Consider the following 19,800-nt stretch of genomic DNA (forward strand, 5'->3'; position numbering starts at 1 on the left):
AGCCTCGTTGTTAAATAAAATATGTATATTTGCATCGGCTTTACATGGCCGCACATATTCTACCAACCTGAATTCAACACGCTACGACATGAAAAAACTGCAGATTCTGCTTTCCGCATTGCTGCTCTCGGCCTCCGTACAGGCCCAGCAGTACCCGTTCCAAGACCCCAACCTGCCGGCCTCGCAGCGAGCCGAAGACCTCTGCAAGCGCCTTACCCTGGAGGAGAAGGCAAGCCTCATGCAGAACAACTCGCCCGCCATCGGGCGCCTGGGCATTCCCCGCTTCGAGTGGTGGAACGAGGCCCTGCACGGCGTGGGGCGCAATGGCACGGCCACGGTGTTCCCCATCACCATGGGCATGGCAGCCTCGTGGGACGATGACCTGCTGCTGCGCGTCTTCACGGCCGTAAGCGACGAGGCCCGCGCCAAGAACACCCTGGCCCGCCGCAACGGCCGGCTGGAGCAGTACCGCGGCCTCTCCTTCTGGACGCCTAACATCAACATCTTCCGCGATCCGCGATGGGGGCGCGGACAGGAAACCTACGGCGAGGACCCCTATCTTACCGCCGTAATGGGCCGGGCCGTAGTCAACGGCCTGCAGGGGCAGGACTCCCGCGGCCGCGCCCTGCCCGGTTCGCGCTACCGCAAGCTGCTGGCATGCGCCAAACACTTTGCCGTACACAGCGGCCCCGAGTGGAGCCGCCACCAGATGGACATAGAGTCGCTCTCGCCGCGCGACCTTTACGAAACCTATCTGCCGGCCTTCAAGTCGCTTGTTGAGGACGCCCACGTGGCCGAGGTGATGTGTGCATACCAGCGTTTCGAGGGCCAGCCCTGCTGCGGAAGCAACAAGCTGCTGCAGCAGATACTGCGAGAGGAGTGGCACTTCGGCGGACTCGTGACGAGCGACTGCGGCGCCATAAGCGACTTCTGGGAGCCGGGACGCCACGAATACGTGAAAACGCCCGAGCAGGCATCGGCCAAGGCAGTGGCCGTAGGCACCGATGTAGAGTGCGGCAACGTATATGCCAAGCTGCCCGATGCCGTGAGGGCGGGGCTCGTAAGCGAGAAGCAGATGGACACGAGCTTAAAACGACTGCTGCAGGCACGCTTCGAACTGGGCGACTTTGACCCCGACTCGCTCGTCTCCTGGACGCGTATTCCGGCCAGCTGCATAGCCAGCGACGAGCACCGCGGACTGGCCTTGCAGATGGCAAGGGAGTCTGTTACGCTGCTGCAGAACCGTGGCGGCATCCTGCCTCTGCCCAAGAACGCCGGCCTGCGCATAGCCGTGGTGGGCGACAACGCAGTGGATTCCACCATGCAGTGGGGCAACTACAACGGCTTTCCGCGGCACACGGTAACCATACTCGACGGCATCCGGAGCCAGAGCAACAACGTCAGGTTCGTTGCCTGCCCCCTCACGGGGCCGCAGGAGCCTGCTGCCATCACGGCGCAGGTGCAGGATGCCGACGTGGTTATCTTCGTTGGCGGCATCTCTCCGCGGCTTGAGGGCGAGGAAATGCCCGTAAGCGTGGATGGCTTCCGGGGCGGCGACCGCACCGACATCGAGCTTCCGGCCACCCAGCGGGCCGTCATCAAGGCGCTGCACGAGGCCGGCAAGAAGGTTGTTTACGTGAACTGCTCGGGCTCGGCCATAGGTCTGGTGCCCGAGAGCGAGCATGCCGACGCCATCCTGCAGGCCTGGTACCCGGGCGAAAAGGGCGGGCAGGCCGTGGCCGAGGTGCTCTTTGGCGACTGTAACCCCAGCGGCAAGCTACCCGTAACGTTCTACCGCGACGCCAGCCAGCTGCCCGACTTCAGCGATTACAGCATGCGCGGGCGCACGTACCGCTACTTCAGCGGGCGGCCCTTGTATCCTTTCGGCTTCGGACTCAGCTACACCACCTTCGCCTACGGCCAGCCCCGGTACGCCCAAGGCACCGTAACGGTTGCCGTAACCAATACCGGCCGGCGCGCCGGCGACGAGATTGTGCAGGTTTACATCCGCCGACCGGCCGACCGGCAGGGCCCCATCAAGAGCCTGCGCGGCTTCGCCCGGGTGAGCCTCAAGGCCGGAGAAACCAAGACGGTAACCATCGCCATGCCGCGTGAACGCTTCGAGACATGGGACGAAACGACCAACACCATGCGCGTGGTGAGCGGCAAATACACCGTCATGGTAGGCTCCTCGAGCGCCGAGAGCAACCTGCAAAGCATCAACGTAACTATCAAATAACACCTCATGAACCAAAATCAAACGGGTAGCAGAGCCTACCTTTTCTCTATCGTGCTGGTCGCCGTGCTCGGCGGCTTGCTCTTCGGCTACGACACGGCCGTAATTTCAGGGGCCGAAAAGGGCCTGCAGGCGTTCTTCATGGGCGCCAAGGACTTTACCTACACCAATGGTTGGCACGGCTTTACCTGCGCCTCCGCCCTCGTGGGATGCGTCATCGGCTCGGCCGTTTCGGGCTTTCTGGCCACCAACTTAGGCCGCAAGCGGTCGCTTATCCTGGCCGGATTGCTCTTCTTCATCTCCGCCTGGGGCTCCATGATGCCCGAGAGTTTCGGCCTCTTTCCCAAGGGTCAGCCCACTTACTCGCTGCTCATCGCCTTCAACATCTACCGCGTCATCGGCGGTATCGGCGTGGGTCTGGCCTCTGCCATCTGCCCCATGTACATTGGCGAGGTGGCACCCAGCAACATCCGCGGCATGCTCGTAAGCTGGAACCAGTTTGCCATTATCGGCGGCCAGCTGGTGGTTTACTTCGTCAACTTCCTCATCCTGGGCAGCCATGCCAATCCTGTTATCGACATGGTGAACGGCGCCAACCAGATACTGAACCCCGACGCAGCCGCCTGGACCACCGCTACGGGCTGGCGCTACATGTTCGGCAGCGAGATGGTACCGGCCGGACTGTTCGCCATTCTTATCTGCTTTGTGCCCGAAACGCCGCGTTACCTCGTCATGGTGGGCCAGGACGACAAGGCCCTGCACGTGCTCACGCGCATCAACGGCAGCAGTGCGGCGGCCGCAATCATCAGCGACATACGCAACACCGTTACCGAGAAGACGGAGAAACTCTTCTCCTACGGCTTCCTGTGCATCTTCATCGGCATCATGCTGAGCGTGTTCCAGCAGGCCATCGGCATCAATGCTGTGCTCTACTATGCGCCCCGCATCTTCGGCGACATGGGCATGGATAACCCTATGGTGCAAACAGTAATCATGGGCGTAATCAACCTTTCGTTCACCCTTATTGCCATTTTCACGGTCGAGAAGTGGGGTCGCAAGCCCCTGCTCATTACCGGCAGCATCGGCATGGCAGTGGGTGCGTTCCTCGTGGCGCTGACTTTCGGCAGCCCGGAGTTCCAACTCGTAACCATGGTAGCTATCATGTTGTACTCTGCCAGCTTCATGATGTCGTGGGGACCGATATGCTGGGTGCTCATTTCCGAAATCTTTCCGAACACCATCCGGGGCAAGGCAGTGGCCGTGGCGGTGGCTTTCCAGTGGATATTCAACTGGATTGTGAGCTCTTCCTTCGTACCGATGTTCAACATGCACCTTACCCAGGGCGACCACTTCGGCCACTGGTTCACCTACGGCCTCTACGGAACAATCTGCGTGCTGGCCGCCCTCTTCGTGTGGAAACTGGTGCCCGAGACCAAGGGAAAGACGCTGGAAGACATGAACAAACTGTGGAGAAAGTAAACCGCTGCTTACCAGGCAGGCGAAGCGGAAGCAGCATCAGCCGCCCTCCCGCTTCGCTTGCGCTGCCCGTTTGCCGGCCTGCGGCCCCGCTTACCGACACCTTTTATTCCCTTGTAGCATGAAAAACCAACTCTACATAGGCCAAAGCTACACAACACTTTACATCGGTTCTGCGGCCATCCTGCTGTTGGCAGCCTTCACGCTGTGCTGCCGCAACACCGCCAACGGCTGGATTACGTGCGCGTTGATAGCCGCGGGAATAGCCTTCTTCACCATTCTGCCGTATCTGACGGGCAGCAAGGACTATCTTGTTCTGGACAACGAAGGCATCGAAGTGGCTGAATGGAAACGAAAAGTAAGGTGGAACGAGATTGCCTCCTGCACCTACCGGCGGGAGCTCTCGGCATCAGGCGTCCGCACATCGGCGCACAAAAAGCTGACCGTTACTTTGAAGAAGCACGGCTGCTTGCAAACGGACATGGGACTGTACCGCTGCTCCGACCGCCGCCTGATGGACGAGATAGACAGCTGGAGCGGCACTCCGCTCTTTGACAGGCAGGCTGACAAGGCCGACCGCAACACCCTTTACCTCTCGCTGTTGCTGGGGGCAGCGGCCATCATCGCCCTGCTCGTCCTTCTCTCCTATTTATTATACGGCCGCGTGTAAGCCCCTCTTGCCTGCCACGGGCCATGCACCCATGCTTTTGCTCCCTTACCCGAAGGCCGCCTGCCGGTTGCCTTCGGGCTTCTGTTCCTTGCAAAATCATCCCCTCACAACCTCCCCTTTCCAAGGGGAGGATACCCTGGCGCCTTCACGCTCCATATATAAATAATGTGTGGTAAGCCATAGCAGCAAGTCAAAACGGTACCCTCCCCTTTCCAAGGGGAGGCGGAGGAGGGGATGATATGTGGGCAGCGGGCTGATTAAATCAGCCAATCAACCATCCTAAAAATCAAAAAAGAAAGGGCTGAATGCCAACTCCGGGAACTTTCGACACTTGTCGCACGGTCTTTCGACACCTGTCACACAATCGTGCGACACCTGTCGAAAGTTGCAAAAGCATAGCTGCAAGGATGCGTCAGGCACCTTGCAGGACGGCGGGAAAAGGTTTAGAAGACGATGGGGACGGAGTGATTAAATCATTCCTCCGATGATGCCGGCAATGTCGTCGAGGCTGTCGGCAAACTCGATATGCTGCTTGTAGTCGCCGCGAATCATGTTGCGCGCCTGCAGGTCGTCCATGAGAGAGCGCAGGGAGTTCCAGAATCCCTTCATGTTATACATGATGACGCGCTCGTTGTGGTAGCCGATGGTGGCCGAGGAGGCGGTAGAGAACACCTCGTCGAGCGTGCCGATGCCGCCCGGCAGGGCGATGGCCACGTCGCTCTGGGCCGTCATCAGCTCCTTTCGGTCGCTCAGGTTGTCGCACGGAATGTCAACATCCAGGTCGCCGAAGGTGCGTCCGCCCTTCTCTATTATCTGCGGAACCACGCCTATGGTGCGCCCTCCGGCTTCCTTAACGGCCTTGCCGATGCAATCCATCAGCCCGGTGTTGGTGCCTCCGAAAACCAGATCGTAGCCGTTGCGGGCTATCCAGTGCCCCAGTGCTTGCGTCTCTTTGAAGAAGTCGGGGTCAATGTTGTTGTTGGCCGAACAATATACTGCTATTTTCATTTGGGCAAAGTTAGCACAAAAAATGCTGACCGCAAAGCGAAAAGGGCATCTTTTTACAGATTCAGGATGATGGCTCCGCGGGTATCTGGGCATTGACTGGCCGGCGCCCGTCAGCAGCTACGGGCTTGTTAAGTGGGGTGAACGGTCAGCCGCTGTCACGCAGTTGGCGGTAGAGACCATCGACGATAGAGTCGGCCAAGGAGATGTTTGGCACGAGTATCTCGCTGCAATTGAGTTGTTTGGCCACATCGAGGAATATCTTGCCTGCGGGCACGATGACGTCAGCTCGGTCGTCTTTGAGACCATAAGCCTCCATGCGTTCGTTGATGGTCATGGGCTTCAGCTCTGCATAAAGGCGCTGCAGCTCGGCCACTGATATCCGTTTTTTGGCGTCTTGCTCCTTGGCAAGGTTGTAGTACTTGTTGATGTTGCCGCCTGAACCAATGATGCGGATGTCGGAATAGCTGCCGGCATAGCCCTGCAGGTCGGCTTCCATCTCTTTCCATGCCTCGGGTTTCACTTTCTCTGACAGCAGGCGAAGCGTTCCGATGTTGTAGGAATGGCTGTCGACCAGATATCCGTCATGGATAAGTGATACCTCCGTAGAGCCGCCACCCACATCAACATAGGCGAAGTTGCCCTCGTTCGAGTCGGTTTTTTCTACCAGATTGTTCACCAAAAGGAGCGCTTCGTCGGCCCCTTTGATAATCTCGAGCTCTATGCCGGTGCGCTTCTGAATCTTTTGAAGGATGTCCATTCCGTTGTCGGCATCGCGCATGGCGGCCGTGGCGCAGGCCCTGTAGGCGTCTACCTGGTAGAGTTTCATAAACTGCTTGTAGCCTTTCATCATGCGCATCATCATCTCTTCGCGCTCTTTTGACACTTTTCCCAAAGAGAAAACGTCTTTACCAAGGCGCAGGGGGATGCGGATGAACATGAGTTTCTTTACACGTTGGAGGCCTACAGCCTCATCATCAAACTTCTTGATCAGCAATCGGGCTCCGTTAGAGCCGATGTCAATGGATGCCAGTGTCTTCTTCATCTTACTGAAACCCTATCCTTCCGGCTTTCAGTTCCATCCTTTCGGAGAGGCGGCCGGGGGTTCGGGCGATTATTGTTTCTTAGAATTTGGAACGAATGGAGTGGTCTTTCTCCCGGCTGGCCCACTGAAGGAGGGGCCTGCCAAGACGGCCGCTACTCCGTTGGAGCCGTTGCAGGATACTGATTGGCGTAATATTCGTAGAGCTCGGCCTGGCTTCTCAGGGGCTCTCCTTCCTGCAGTTGGTTGCCGCCGTTGCCGTCAATGATGCGGCCGTTGGTGGTGTCGGCGAGCCCCGTCTCGACCGTATTCATCAAATCGGCCTTGAGTTCATCATCGTAGACCGGGGTCATCACCTCGATGCGACTAAGCAGATTGCGCGGCATCCAGTCGGCCGAACCGAGGTAATACTTGTTCCGGCCGCCGTTGCAGAATATCAGTATCCGGCTGTGTTCTAAATAACGGTCGATGATACCCACAGCCCGGATGTTGTCGGAGAGTCCGGGCACGCCCGGAACAAGCGAGCAGTTGCCGCGCAGGAGGATGTCAACAGTCACGCCGGCCTGCGAGGCTTCGTAGAGTTTAGCTACCATTTCATAGTCTGTGATGTGGTTAATCTTCATCTTCAACCATGCCTCCTTGCCCTCTTTAGCGTTCTTTATCTCAATGTCGAGCATACGGAGAATGCGCCGCTTCATGGAGTTTGGCGAGACGAGCAGCTGGTTGAAGCGCACCTGTTGGAACGGTCGCTCGATGAACTGGAACACTTTTGCCACCTCGGTAACGATGGATGGGCGCGCCGTCATCATCAGATAGTCGGTATAAACCTTGGCATTGCTCTCGTGGAAGTTACCTGTACCCACGCAGGCCACGCTTCCTTTCTTGTCTTTAATGTAGAGTAGCTTGGAGTGAATCTTAAGTCCTTCGACGCCGAAGACCACGTTGATGCCTTCTTCCTGCATCCGTTTGCTCCACATGATGTTGCTTTCTTCGTCGAAACGGGCAAGAAGTTCAACCACGGCAGTTACCTTCTTCCCGTTGCGAGCTGCGCAGATGAGGGCTTCCACCACCTTGGAATCCTTGGCCAACCTATAGAGCGTGGTCTTGATTTCCTTCACTTCGGGTTTCAGAGCCGCCTCCCGGAGCAACCGGATGTAACCGTTGAAGCTGTGATAGGGAACATGGATGAAGCGGTCTTTTTCTCGAATGAGGTCAAGCAGGCTCCGAGAAGAGAGGAATTCCGGTTTCATCACCTGCTTCCATTGCGGATAACGCAGCTCCAAGTGGCCGCAGTCAGGGAAGTTCATGAGGTCTTTATGGTTCTGGTAACATTCGCTTCCGAGCGTTGTGTCGTTATCCCGAATCTTGAGTTTCTGCATCACCTTCTTCTGCATGTCACGCGGCATACTGCGGTCATAAACCACCCGGATGGGCTCGCCTCTCTTCCGGCTGCTCACTCCATGGGCTATGCGCTCCATCGTGCTGTAGTCGGCATCGTTGTCGACCTCCATTTCCGCGTCCTTGGTAAACTTGAAGCTGTAGGCGCGGTAGGTGCTTTTCTTGAACCCGCTGAATATGAGCGGCAGGCAAAACCGGATGACATCGTCGAGATACATCAGGTTGTCGAAGCCCTCGGAGCGTGGTATCTTGACAAAGCGACCATGGTTTTTGTCGGGCACCTTGATAATGGCATACTTGGGTTTCTTGGCATCCTTCTCCGTCATTTCTACGAGTAGATAGATGCGGTTGTCCTCCAATACGCTGAAGTCCTTCATCTCACTGACCCATATCGGGTTGGTATCGCCGTTAAGCCTGTCGTAGTAGAAGTCGCGAAGCCAGGCCTGCTGCTCCCCGTTCAGTTGCTTGTCGTTGAGCAGCCTGATGTTGTGGAGTTCCAGTTCGCGCATCACCTGCTGCGTTGCCTCTGAATACTCATGGCTGTACTGCTCGTTAAGTTTGGTGATGGTTTTCAGCGCTTTCTTCACTTCCTGCCGCATCTTGGGCGTCGCGTCGTCACTCTCAAGGATGCGGTTGAGCGAGGCCACGCGGACGCGAAAGAACTCATCGAGGTTGTTGGAGTAGATACCGAGGAACGAGATACGCTCGAGCAGCGGGACATATTCTTTGCGTGATTCCTGCAGAATGCGGTGATTGAAGTACATCCAGCTGACATCACGGTCGACATACATCGCTTTCGTCAATTTCTTTTTAGTCATAAACGGAGGATGGAAAGTAAGTAGGAGAACGAGAGGTCCTTTGCAGCAGCGCCCTTATTTGGCTTTCTTGGCAGGCGCGGCAGCCTCTTTCTTGGCCGGTGCTGCGGCCTCCTTCTTGGCGGGAGCAGCGGGCTTGGGCTCGTCTTTGCGGCCATCTACCATGAACTCCAAGTCATCTTCGTTCACGTGCAGGGCCTTGCGGATTGCCTTCACTCCGTCGGCGGGAACGGAGAACACCTGCAAGTTCTCGCATTCGGCAAAGGCCTTGCGGCTCAGCTCCTTAGGTACATCCTCAAAGTAGACGCTCTTCAGGCTGTCGCAATCGGAAAAGGCATAGGCCTCAATGTGCTCCACAGAAGCCGGAACCACCACGCTGGCAAGGGCATCACAGTCGCTGAAGGCGTCGCGTCCTATTTTCTTAAGCGTCTTGGGCAGCGTGAGCGCGGTCAGACTCTTCTTCCCCATGACCGCCCGGTCGCCTATTTCTTCCACTCCTTCGGGAATGGCAAGCGAAGCCTTGTCGCCCAGCACGTACACCAGCCGTTTCAGATTGGCTGTATAAACGAAATGACCTTCGAGCACATAGTCGCCCTCGTCCAGCTTCTGCAAGGCCAATGTGAGCACTTTACTCTCAAAACCGGAGTTCTTCTTCAACAGTTTGCTGATTTTGTCCAGCATCTTCTTCTTATTCTCTTTCATATAATGACTCAAATAATTTGTGTAAAGTTAGGCAGAAATATCTATATCAGGGCAAACTTACATATTACGTTATTGTTAAAATACGGTTACAACCAACATGGCCAGACCTCTGCAAAACCGCATGCGGAGGCCCGCGCGTGGTCAGCCAATCCGGCGTTCCGTAAAGTCTGCATGTTTGCAGCCGCTATGGCGGAGCTATCGTTCAAGGGCCTTGAAGGTATGCTTCAGCGGCCTTGACCCATACCTTCAAGGCCCTTGAACGATAGCTCCAAGAACGCAGGAGATGCGGACGGACGAAAGTAGCTGATACACATGCGGTTACAGAAATCATTCGTTCGCGAGTTTCCTGCCGGCAACAAACGTGCCTGTAAGGTTCCCTTCCGGGGCATGCCGCCACCGGGCAGCCTGCCTTTTGCTTACAGAACGTGCGCACGCCGGCCGCCACGCAGCGGCTTTTTTGTGTAAACAAACGATAATAAAGGCCACAAAGGCGCTGATTTCCAAATATTTTACGTAACTTTGCAGCCGTACAAAGGGAACGAACCACCTCATTGGTTCCTCCGCTAAAGAGGAACTATCGCGTGCTATGTGGGTTCTTGTTGGTGGTTGGCTGTCCCTTTTTTACAGGACAATTAAACATCAACAACATTGAAAACATTCGAAGAATTGGGCGTTTCTGAGCACATCAGAAAGGCCATCAGTGAGTTAGGATTCGAGCATCCCATGCCGGTCCAGGAAGAAGTTATACCCTATCTGCTCGGCGAGGGCAACGATGTTATCGCGCTGGCACAGACCGGCACGGGCAAGACGGCTGCCTACGGCATTCCCGTTTTGCAGAAAGTAGACCCGCAGAGCAGGGAAACGCAGGCGCTCATCCTGTCGCCTACGCGCGAGCTCTGCCTGCAGATAGCCGACGACCTCAATGCCTTTTCCAAGTACATCGACGGCCTGCACGTGGTTCCGGTCTATGGCGGAACCTCCATCGAGACGCAGATACGCCAGCTCCGCCACGGCGTTCAGATTATCGTGGCCACGCCGGGGCGCCTCATCGACCTCATGAAACGCGGCGTTGCCAAGCTCGACGCCGTGCGCAACGTGGTGCTCGACGAGGCCGACGAGATGCTCAACATGGGCTTCTCCGAGAGCATCAACGCCATCTTTGAGGGCGTTCCGGCCGACCGCAACACGCTGCTCTTCTCCGCAACCATGAGCAAGGAGATTGAAAGAATAGCCAAGAACTACCTCCATGACTATAAGGAAATAGTGGTGGGCAGCCGCAACGAGGGCGCCGAATTCGTGAACCACGTTTACTACATGGTGCACAGCAAGGACAAGTATCTGGCACTGAAGCGCATTGTTGACTTCTATCCGCGCATCTTCGCCATCATCTTCTGCCGCACGAAGCTGGAAACGCAGGAGATTGCCGACAAGCTCATACGCGACGGCTACAATGCCGAGTCGCTGCACGGAGACCTCTCGCAGCAGCAGCGAGACCTCACCATGCAGAAGTTCAGGCAGCATACGGTGCAGCTGCTCGTGGCCACCGACGTGGCTGCTCGCGGACTGGACGTTGACGACCTGACGCATGTCATCAACTACGGACTGCCCGACGACATCGAAAGCTACACCCACCGCAGCGGCCGAACGGGCCGGGCGGGCAAGAAAGGCACCTCCATCTCCATCGTTCACACACGCGAGAAGTTCAAGATAAAGGCCATAGAGAAGGTCATCGGCAAGGAGTTTGTGGACGGAGAGCTGCCCTCTCCCGAGGAAATATGCAAGAAGCAACTCTTCAAAGTCATGGATGACATCATGAAAACCGACGTCGACGAGGAGCAGATTGCCCCCTACATGGGCGACATCAACCGCCAGTTTGAGTACATAGACAAAGAAGACATCATCAAGAAGATGGTAACCATCACCTTCGGTCGCTTCCTTGAATACTACAAGAACGCGCCGGCCATAGAGAAACCTACATCGACCCGCAAGCGCGGAGACGACCGCGGCGAGGGCCGAAACCACGGAAAGGTATCGTCCGGGCGCCGCAAGCACGAGGCCGAAACAGGCTACAAGCGCCTCTTCATCAATCTGGGCAAGGCCGACGGCTTCTATCCGGGCGAGGTGATGCAGTTCATCAACGCCCATGTTCATGGCCGCCAGGAGGTGGGACATATCGATCTGCTGCAGAAGTTCTCATATATAGAGGTGCCGGAGCAAGATGCGGCCAAGGTGATGCGCGGCCTCAACGGCACCGTTTACAAGGGTCGGGAGGTTCGTTGCAACGATGCCGACGAGCAGGGGCACGGCCCCCGCACCCGTGGCGACCGCAGCGAGAGCCGTTCGCGCAGCCGCGACGCCAAGCCGCGCACGCCCCGCAAGTTCCGTACAGAGGACAACGGCGACTGGCGGGAGCTCATAAAAGGCAACTCGTTCAAGCTCAAAGGCGAGGAACCTGACTTCAATGAAGAGGGCTGGGCACGCCGCCGACCGAAGAAAAAGTAGGCCGGCAGCACCTTCATCAGGTATCCATTTACCACCCAACACCTAACACCCATCACCCAAAAGGTCACACCATTACCACCCAACACCCATCACCTATCACCCAAAATCCCATCACCCAACACCCAGAAACAATGGAAATAACCACATCCATCTATCATTCGCCGGTTGGCGAGCTGCGCTTAGGCTCGCTTGAGGGCAAGCTGTGCATGTGCGATTTCATTCTGCCGGGGCACGAGTCACGCACGGTAAAAAGGCTGAAAAACGCATTTCAGGCCCATTTCATCGATGGTATTACGCCCGTCATTACGCAAACCGGCATGCAGTTAGACGAGTATTTCGCCGGCCGCCGCAGCGCGTTCGATATTCCGATGCAGCTCTGCGGTACGCCGTTTCAGCAGCAGGTGTGGCGCATCTTGCAGACTGTGGGCTACGGAGAGACCATTTCCTACGCCGAAGAAGCAGCGCGGCTGGGCCGTCCCACGGCCTACCGGGCAGTGGCGAATGCCAACGGTGCCAACCCCATTTCCATCATCATTCCCTGCCACCGCATCATAGCAAGCAACCGGAAGCTCGGCGGCTACGGCGGCGGACTTGACAAGAAGCGCTTCCTCCTGCAGCTGGAACAGAGCCTGGAGAGGGTGAGGGAATAAGCAAAAGGTAAAGAAACAAAACGCATGAGAGCTGGGGCAAACCTCGGCTCTCATGCGTTTTAGGAGGCTGAAAACGGCGGATTAATCGTACGAAATGTTCCTCAGTTCGCCTATCTCGGCACTTGCGGCCTGCCGGGAGAGCGTTGCCTTCAGCTCTGAAAAGCTGATGGAGAACGACGGACGGAAGTCGGCAGAGTGCATGTACTGCAGCATCGAGCGGTAGAAAGCCCGCGACTCGGGATATTGCAGCTGCCGCCGCAGGTTGCTCATGCACACCAGCAGGCGCCCCCGGCCTACCTTGAACTCGAACACAAGACCCAACTTGTGGTTGCGTTCGATGTTGTCTATCACCTGCACAATGGGCCGGTAGGAGCGTGGGAAGACATCAAGTATCATGGGACTGGAGCCCTTGATGATGCTGAACCACTGCCAGTTGGTGTGCTCCTCGGTAGGAAAACCGCGGAAGAGCGGATGCTCCGGGTGCGTAAAAATGCCCAATGTGCCCGGTGAAACGGGCTTTTTGTTGTTCTCGCAGATGGTCTTGAACATGCGGTAATTCCAGTAGTCGGTCTGGAAAAGGCCCTGAACAACGGGCAGCGAGGCATTGAGCACGCTGTCTTCACGTACCGACGTAGGCGACGTGAGCCACAATACAGAGGCTCCGTTTTCGAGTTTTTTGCCCATTTCATCGGTCAGATGAGAGGTGATGAGTATTCCTTTTTTCAAATCCGTTATCTTGTTTTCCGCCTCCGGATAAACCCACAGAGGGTAGCTGTTGTGGTAAGGCGTGCCGCCGACGGCCACCTCTACCGTGAGGCGGGTGGGCTGCCGGATGCCCCGGAGGTCGGCGGCAGCGGTGCCGACACGGAACAGTCCCACGCTGTCAGCAGGCACCGGGAGGCTGCCCTCGGCCGCTGTCTGCCCGCCGGGCAGCACCAGCCGCCAGGTTAGTGTCTTGCCTTGCAGCGGCCGGCCGCTGTAGTTGGCAATGCTGAAGCCGGCCTTCCAGCCGCTGCCGCCGGCCTGTCCGGCCTGCCGGCTGGTGGCAAGAACGCAGCTGTCGGCCTCCATCAGCGGCACCACGGGCGAGCACCACTGGCGCCACTCCTCGGGAGTAACGAGCCCCTTGGACTGCATGTTGGCGTCGAGTATGCCCACATAGGCCGAGCCCTGGCCCGGGTAATCCTGAATGTCGAGCAGGTGGAAGCCCGCCATGTGGCGCGTGCGCAGGTCGGCCTCGATATCTGCTTTGTACAAACTCACGCTCCACGCGCCGCTTGCCCGGTGGAAGTCGGCAGCCTGGTCGCCCATACCGGCGGCCTGCAAGCGGCGGCGGAACTCCTCCATGTTATACGGACGGAGCACGCCCTGATATTGAGGAATCTCGCTGTCGAAGTCGGGATAGGTTTGGAACTGCCCCGTCTCGTGGCTGATAACGGGCACGGAAGAACGCAGGCAGGCCTGCTCGAAGTTCCACGAAGTGGAGGGGCGGAAGTGGTTGATGATGCCGCCGTCGAGCGCATCGCAGAACCCGAACGAGCCGCGCGTATGCGTGTGGAACTGCCCCCAGGCCTCTCCGGCCGTGCGGCAGGTGGTGAAGTAGTCCATTTCAGGGCTCACTCCCCGGAACCCGAGGTAGTAACTGGAGCCGAGGGTGTAGAGCTTCCGCGAGTCGAAAGCACGCAGTACGCGCACGAACTGCTGCATGGTCTCCACGCTGCCCCACAGCTCATTGCCCAGTGCCATCATCACAAAGCTGGGATGATTGCCGTAAGCCATGAGCAGCTGCTTGCCTTCGCGCAGCAGGAAGTTCATGAGCGTGGAGTCGGCAGCATTGAAATCGCCCCAGAAAGGCAGCTCCGGTTGCAGATAAACGCCCATTTCATCGGCCGCTGTAAAGGCCGCATCGGGCGGGCACCAGCTGTGAAAACGCACGTGGTTGATGCCGTACCGGCGGCACGTAGCCAGGTACCGGCGCCACGTTTCAACGTCCATAGGCGCGTGGGCGGTCTGCGGAAACACGCAGGCATCATGCTTGCCGCGCAGGAAGGTGAGGTTTCCGTTCACGTAGAAGTGGCGGTCGTGCGCCCGGAAGTCTACCAGTCCGAAGGTTGCGGAGAGCGTATCTTCGCCCGTGATTTCGGCCTTTACGACGTACCGCTGGGGCGAGAACTCGCTCCACAGCTTGCTGTCGGCACCCAAAGACAGCTCCAGTGGGAAGAAGTGTTCGGGCTTGGAAGTGGGTTCGAGGGTTATTTTACGGAACTCGCGGCTCGTCATCACGCGCCCCGCAAGGTCGGTTACGGCCACGCGGAGGCGTGCCTTGGCGCCGGGCGTGCCCTCGAAACGCAGCAGCACCTGCGCCTTGCGGGCCGCGGCATCGGGCTTAACGGTCATGCGGGTGAAGTGAACAGGGTTGACGGCCTCGAGGAAGAAGCGGCCGATGATGCCGTTCCAGTTGGTCTGCGTGTCCTCGGTAAAGGCGTGCGACGAGGCGTACACCTGCCGCGGCACGCCGCTCGAGTTGTCTACGAGGATGCAGATTTCGTGGCTTCCGGGCGTGAGCGCCGCGGTGAGGTCATATACCTGCGGCGTGCAGATGTTGCCCTGCGAGCCCTGGCTGCGGCCGTCTACAAAGACCGTTGAGGGCTTGGTACGCTCCATGTGCAGGCAGATGCGCTTGCCGCTCCACTCACGTGGGATGACAACCGTGCGCCGGTACCACGCCTTGCCCACGTAACTGAAGAGGCGGGTGAGGTGCCCCGTCTGGCTTCGGTCGGTGCAGGGGTTGCCCTGCCGGTTGGTGTCGGTGGTGCCGGGCAGCGTGACCATGGCCTCGCGGGGCTGCCTGGCGTCGGTTAAGGCGGCCGCATCAAGCGTGAGCTGCCAACTGCCCGAGAGGTCCATCTGCAGGCGGTAACTCTTCTCTTTGGCGTGTACGGGCAGGGCGAGGAGGCCTGCCAGGAGTGTAATCATGATGTGCTTCATGCCGCAAAGATAGCGAATGATTTTGAAAGGGGCAAAGTCTGAAAGTTATTTTTGGGTGATGGGTGTTAGGTGTTGGGTGTTCATGGAGAGCAGGATGAGGAGGAGGAGGGAGATTGAAGGATAACCCCACCCCGGCCCTCCCCGAAGGGGAGGGGGATTGAAGCTATCGGTCAAGGGGCTTGAAGGATAACCCCTCCCCGGCCCTCCCCGAAGGGGAGGGGGATTGGAGCTATCGTTCAAGGGGCTTGAATGGGTGCTTCAAGGGGCTTGAAGGTATCGGTCAAGAGGCTTAATGGATAGCTTTTGCAAACTCTCTGATATTCAGGTAGTTCTGCGGATGGCTTTTGAAGGGTTGGCGTAGGCTTCCCCGTAGGCGCCAGAGTATCCTCCCCTTGGAAAGGGGAGGTTAGGAGGGGATGACGCGTAAGCGGCTTGCTACCTTTCTGCCGGGTATCATCCCCTCCTCCGCCTCCCCTTGGAAAGGGGAGGATACCGGTTTGTCTTTCAACTGTTTTGTTGGCTCCTTGCCCATTGATAACCAACGAACAGGCGCCAGAGTTTGCTTTTCAAAGGAGAGAAAAACAAATATAAAAAGGGGAAAGCATGTGCAGATGCTTTCCCCTTATAGGTAAGGTGCGGCTGCGGAGAGCCGTTATTGGGCGCCTATTTCCTTGAGCAGGCGGTCGGCATGGCCCCACTTGTCCATCATGTAGAGCACGTAGCGGATGTCTACTCCGATGCAGCGGGCCAGGCGATGGTCGAAGTTGATGTCGCTCGAGAGGCTGTCCCAGTTGCCGTCGAAGGCCAGGCCGATGAGCCGACCCTTGCCGTCGAACATCGGCGAGCCGCTGTTGCCGCCCGTGATGTCGTTGTTCGTAAGGAAGCAGAGCTGCATCTTGCCCGTCGTCTTGTCCTGATAAGGGCCGAAGTCGGAGGCCGAGAGCAGCTGGTGCATGATGGGTTCGGCGAAATATTCCACGTTTTCATCGGCCTTTTTCATCTTCTCCACCATGCTTTCTGCCGTGGTGTAGTAGCCCGATGGACGGCCGCCGAGGTCGAAACCGCCCACCTGTCCGTAGCTCAGTCGCATGGTGAAGTTGGCGTCGCTGTAGTGAGGCAGGTCCTGCTCCATGTGTATCTTGGCGTCGCAGAGCAGCCTTTCCTGCCTGTCAATCTCGTCGGCATGCTCCAAGAGTTCTGTTCTTAAGGCGTCCATTACTTCCAGCAGGTCGAGCCCATACATGGTTCCGGGGTCCTTTTGGAACGATTTGCGGTTCACGTAGAGCTTGCGGCCGCTCTTCATCAGGGCCGATTTGCTCCACAGATAGTCGACATAAGCGGCGTAGTTGCCGCCGAACTTGGTGTCGATGGTCCGGTAGAACTTGGGCAGATACTTGGCGCTCACGTGCTGGCGGTAGTTCCTGAAGAGGGTGGCCATCACCTCCTTGTCGAGACTTGCATCCCACTCGGCCGAGTTGTCCTTAAATTCAACGTACTGCTTCTTGGGCTTCTCGGCCGGTCCTTGCAGCTCCATGTAGTTCAATCGGAACGCGCGCGTGTTGAATTCGCTGGTTCCCAGGAACGTTTCGCGGAAGAAGGTGAACGTCTTCATGGCCTCGGAGCGCTTGGCGTAGAGGTCTTTCATCTTGTCGAAGTCGAGCTCTCCCTTCAAATAACCGGTGGAGTCCTGCCATGACTTGATGTGTTCTTCGTACTCCCTTTTCTGGTTCACCAGCCCGATGGAATCGATACATTTGTTCATTCCGATAGAGTTTTTCCAGTAGTTGGCGCTCTGGGCGAACTTGGAGTCGTACTTGATGCGCACTGCCTCGTCGGCCCGCATGTGGCGGAGCATGACCTCCTGCTTTACGCCTCGTACCTGGGCGCGGGGCTCGTTGGTGGCATCGCGGCGCTCCCGGATGCCGTACGAGGAGAGGTAACGGCTGGTGGAGCCGGGGTAACCGATGGTCATGGCGAAGTCGCCTGCCTTGTATCCCTGCATGCTTACAGGTGCCCAGTGCTTGGGATGGTAAGGAACGTTGTCCTTGCTGTAAGGCGCCGGACCGTTTGTTCGTGGGTTGGCATAGATGCGGAAGACCGAGAAATCGCACGTTTGTCGTGGCCACATCCAGTTATCTGTTTCCCCTCCGAACTTTCCCATGCTCTTAGGAACGGCGAAAACGAGGCGCAGGTCGGTGAAGTCTTGATAGGTTGTGGCGTAGAACTTGTTGCCTTCGTAGAAGGCGTCGATGTCAACATGCAGTGTTGAGTCCTTGGTCTTGGCCTGGCGGGTGAGTTCATTCTGGAGCGAGTCGATAATGGCTTCCTGCCGTTCGGCGCCCTGCAGGTAGAAGCCTGTGCCCAGTACGCGGTCCGTGATGTCCTGTTGCGAGACCATGAAGCTAACGAACATGTCCTCGTTGGGCAGTTCCTCGCTGTAGTCCTTGGCGCAGAAGCCGTTGAGCATGTAGTCGTGCTGCACGGTGGAATGACTGCGTATGGACTCGAATCCGCAGTGGTGGTTGGTGAAGACGAGCCCGTCGGGCGAAACGACTACGCCCGAGCAGTAGCCCGAGAAGTTCACTACGGCGTTCTTGATGGCGTCCTGCCCCTCGTACAGTGCACCGTAGGGCAGCTGGAAACCCTCCTGCTGCATGGTCTCGTAAACGGCCTTGGGCAGGTTGTAGAGTGTCCACATGCCCTCGTCGGCATGTGCCGGAAAGGCCAGGAACGCAAGGAGATAAATAGGTAGAAGTACCTTCTGCAATGTTTTTTTCATATTGATAAGTTGATATTTTTATTTCTGTGAATGGCGGTGAAGCACCATGGGCAGGTCACGCTTCACGATAACGGCCACAAAAAGGGCTATGAGCAGCGTGTTGACTGCAAGGGCCGGCCACGTGGAAAGCATGGCATTGGAGAGGCTGATGGCGCCGAATAGCACGCCCGCCGTGAGCACATAGAGGGCTATCTCCTTGACGGGATAGTTGATGGGATAGTACTTCTGGCCGAAGAAATAGCTCAACACCATGCTCAGGGCGTAGCTTACGAAGCCGGCCCAGGCGCACGCCCAGTAGCTGAAATAGGGTATGAGGACGATGTCGATGGCAATAAGGGCCACGGCGCCTACGGCAGAAAAGTAGGCTCCCCAGATGGTGTGGTCGGTGAGCTTGTACCAGAAGCTGAGGTTGAAGAAGATGCCGAACATGATTTCTGCAGCCATCACGATGGGCACAATCTCAAGTCCTTCCCAGTAACTGCGGCCCACGATGAAGCGCAACACGTCCATGTAGCCCATCACGCAGAGAAAAGCCAGCAGCGTGAAGATGACGTAGAACTTCATGGCCTGGGCGTAGGTGGCCTTGTTGTCCTTGTCTTTCGACTTGCCGAACACGAACGGCTCGTAGGCATAACGGAAGGCTTGGGTAATCATAACCATTATCATGGCTATCTTGATGCAGGCACCGTAGATGCCCAACTGTGCGCGGGCTTCGGCTGCGGTGCCGTCGTACACGAAGGGGAAGATGATTTGCGAGGCGCACTGGTTGAGCTGTCCGGCCAGTCCCATCACCAATAGCGGCCAGGTGTAGGTGAGCATCCGCTTGCACGTAGGCCAGTCGAAGGCAAAGCGCAGGCCGCGCAGTTCCTTCCAGAGCATGAGCAGCGTGGCCACCGAACAGAAGGCATTGATGTAGAAAACCCACACTACGTCGAGCGTGAAGCTGCCGTCGTAGATGCCGAAAAGATTGATGCGGAAGTACGGCAGCACGATAAGATAGAGCACATTGAGCGCAATGTTGAGCGCAATGTTGAATATCTTGAGCATTGCGAACTTGATGGGACGGTGCGCATAACGCAGGTATGCGAAGGGAATAGCCGTGAAGGCGTCGATTGCTACGGTGATGTACATCACCAGAATGTATTCAGGATGGTCGGCATAGCCCACGAGCGAGGCGATGGGTTGGTTGAACACAATCACGATTACAGCAAAGATGAGCGACGTGAGGCCAACTGTCTTGAGCGTGGTGGCGTACACCTGCTCCGGCTTTTCACCCTCCTTGCTCATAAAACGGAAGAAAGTTGTCTCCATGCCGTAGGTGAGCAGGATGATGAGCAGCGCCACATAGGCATACACGTTGGTAATGATGCCGTACTGTCCGCCGGCCGCATTGAACTTTGCTGTTTGTATGGGAACGAGCAGATAGTTGATGAACCGGGCCATGATGCTGCTCAGTCCGTAGATTGCCGTATCCTTTGCTAAGCTCTTGAGATTTGCCATGAGTTGGTGAGGTTATGATAGCAAGAGGCTGGGATGG

12 protein-coding genes are annotated in these 19,800 nt (G+C 57.2%); 5 read left to right on the forward strand and 7 right to left on the reverse strand.

Annotated elements, in window-relative coordinates:
* The first annotated feature begins 88 nt into the window (after nucleotides 1-88).
* The 3 genes from BMW31_RS01800 (at nucleotide 89) to BMW31_RS01810 (ending at nucleotide 4,382) form a co-directional block, all read left to right on the forward strand.
* The gene (locus tag BMW31_RS01800) at nucleotides 89-2,239 is read left to right on the forward strand and encodes a glycoside hydrolase family 3 C-terminal domain-containing protein (RefSeq protein WP_091820367.1); all 2,151 of its coding nucleotides are present in this window, start codon (nucleotides 89-91) and stop codon (nucleotides 2,237-2,239) included.
* A gap of 6 nt (nucleotides 2,240-2,245) precedes the next feature.
* Nucleotides 2,246-3,715 (forward strand): D-xylose transporter XylE, encoded by a 1,470-nt coding sequence (gene xylE / locus BMW31_RS01805; protein ID WP_091820371.1) that lies wholly within the window; start codon nucleotides 2,246-2,248, stop codon nucleotides 3,713-3,715.
* A 118-nt stretch (nucleotides 3,716-3,833) separates the two neighbouring features.
* Complete coding sequence (locus BMW31_RS01810; protein WP_091820375.1) at nucleotides 3,834-4,382, forward strand: hypothetical protein; 549 nt, start codon at nucleotides 3,834-3,836, stop codon at nucleotides 4,380-4,382.
* Nucleotides 4,383-4,850: 468 nt separating this feature from the next.
* On the opposite strand, the gene BMW31_RS01815 is transcribed toward BMW31_RS01810, so the two are convergent.
* The 4 genes from BMW31_RS01815 to BMW31_RS01830 form a co-directional block, all read right to left on the reverse strand.
* Nucleotides 4,851-5,390 carry an LOG family protein gene (locus tag BMW31_RS01815; RefSeq protein ID WP_091820377.1) on the reverse strand — a complete coding sequence of 180 codons (540 nt, stop codon included), beginning with the start codon at nucleotides 5,388-5,390 and terminating at the stop codon, nucleotides 4,851-4,853.
* Nucleotides 5,391-5,535: 145 nt separating this feature from the next.
* Nucleotides 5,536-6,432, reverse strand: coding sequence for a Ppx/GppA phosphatase family protein (locus BMW31_RS01820; protein ID WP_091820380.1), 897 nt, complete (start codon nucleotides 6,430-6,432; stop codon nucleotides 5,536-5,538).
* A 152-nt stretch (nucleotides 6,433-6,584) separates the two neighbouring features.
* Complete coding sequence (locus BMW31_RS01825) at nucleotides 6,585-8,645, reverse strand: RNA degradosome polyphosphate kinase (protein WP_091820382.1); 2,061 nt, start codon at nucleotides 8,643-8,645, stop codon at nucleotides 6,585-6,587.
* 54 nt (nucleotides 8,646-8,699) lie between these two features.
* The gene (locus tag BMW31_RS01830) at nucleotides 8,700-9,344 is read right to left on the reverse strand and encodes a leucine-rich repeat domain-containing protein (protein WP_091820384.1); all 645 of its coding nucleotides are present in this window, start codon (nucleotides 9,342-9,344) and stop codon (nucleotides 8,700-8,702) included.
* A 648-nt stretch (nucleotides 9,345-9,992) separates the two neighbouring features.
* On the opposite strand from BMW31_RS01830, the gene BMW31_RS01840 reads away from it, so the two are divergent.
* Both BMW31_RS01840 and BMW31_RS01845 read left to right on the forward strand, forming a co-directional pair.
* Complete coding sequence (locus BMW31_RS01840) at nucleotides 9,993-11,846, forward strand: DEAD/DEAH box helicase (RefSeq protein WP_091820391.1); 1,854 nt, start codon at nucleotides 9,993-9,995, stop codon at nucleotides 11,844-11,846.
* Between the two features lie 131 nt (nucleotides 11,847-11,977).
* Nucleotides 11,978-12,496: a methylated-DNA--[protein]-cysteine S-methyltransferase gene (locus BMW31_RS01845; RefSeq protein ID WP_091820393.1), complete on the forward strand. Its 519-nt coding sequence runs from the start codon at nucleotides 11,978-11,980 to the stop codon at nucleotides 12,494-12,496.
* 81 nt (nucleotides 12,497-12,577) lie between these two features.
* On the opposite strand, the gene BMW31_RS01850 is transcribed toward BMW31_RS01845, so the two are convergent.
* The 3 genes from BMW31_RS01850 to BMW31_RS01860 form a co-directional block, all read right to left on the reverse strand.
* On the reverse strand, nucleotides 12,578-15,484 hold the full coding sequence (locus BMW31_RS01850; RefSeq protein WP_091820395.1) for a glycoside hydrolase family 2 protein: 2,907 nt from the start codon (nucleotides 15,482-15,484) through the stop codon (nucleotides 12,578-12,580).
* 652 nt (nucleotides 15,485-16,136) lie between these two features.
* Complete coding sequence (locus tag BMW31_RS01855; protein WP_091820397.1) at nucleotides 16,137-18,263, reverse strand: S46 family peptidase; 2,127 nt, start codon at nucleotides 18,261-18,263, stop codon at nucleotides 16,137-16,139.
* Between the two features lie 18 nt (nucleotides 18,264-18,281).
* Entirely contained in the window at nucleotides 18,282-19,763 is a 1,482-nt protein-coding gene (locus tag BMW31_RS01860; protein WP_091820400.1) for an oligosaccharide flippase family protein, read from the reverse strand.
* Nucleotides 19,764-19,800: the final 37 nt, after the last annotated feature.

It is taken from the genome of Prevotella sp. kh1p2, from assembly GCF_900111525.1.
Lineage (GTDB): Bacteria > Bacteroidota > Bacteroidia > Bacteroidales > Bacteroidaceae > Prevotella.

What these genes read in the sequence shown, in the direction of transcription:
- BMW31_RS01845 (WP_091820393.1), top strand. Translation starts at nt 11,978, where the DNA reads ATGGAAATAACCACATCCATCTATCATTCGCCGGTTGGCGAGCTGCGC.
- BMW31_RS01860 (WP_091820400.1), bottom strand. Translation starts at nt 19,763, where the DNA reads ATGGCAAATCTCAAGAGCTTAGCAAAGGATACGGCAATCTACGGACTG.
- BMW31_RS01830 (WP_091820384.1), bottom strand. Translation starts at nt 9,344, where the DNA reads ATGAAAGAGAATAAGAAGAAGATGCTGGACAAAATCAGCAAACTGTTG.
- BMW31_RS01820 (WP_091820380.1), bottom strand. Translation starts at nt 6,432, where the DNA reads ATGAAGAAGACACTGGCATCCATTGACATCGGCTCTAACGGAGCCCGA.
- BMW31_RS01810 (WP_091820375.1), top strand. Translation starts at nt 3,834, where the DNA reads ATGAAAAACCAACTCTACATAGGCCAAAGCTACACAACACTTTACATC.
- BMW31_RS01855 (WP_091820397.1), bottom strand. Translation starts at nt 18,263, where the DNA reads ATGAAAAAAACATTGCAGAAGGTACTTCTACCTATTTATCTCCTTGCG.
- BMW31_RS01815 (WP_091820377.1), bottom strand. Translation starts at nt 5,390, where the DNA reads ATGAAAATAGCAGTATATTGTTCGGCCAACAACAACATTGACCCCGAC.
- xylE (WP_091820371.1), top strand. Translation starts at nt 2,246, where the DNA reads ATGAACCAAAATCAAACGGGTAGCAGAGCCTACCTTTTCTCTATCGTG.
- BMW31_RS01850 (WP_091820395.1), bottom strand. Translation starts at nt 15,484, where the DNA reads ATGAAGCACATCATGATTACACTCCTGGCAGGCCTCCTCGCCCTGCCC.
- BMW31_RS01800 (WP_091820367.1), top strand. Translation starts at nt 89, where the DNA reads ATGAAAAAACTGCAGATTCTGCTTTCCGCATTGCTGCTCTCGGCCTCC.
- BMW31_RS01825 (WP_091820382.1), bottom strand. Translation starts at nt 8,645, where the DNA reads ATGACTAAAAAGAAATTGACGAAAGCGATGTATGTCGACCGTGATGTC.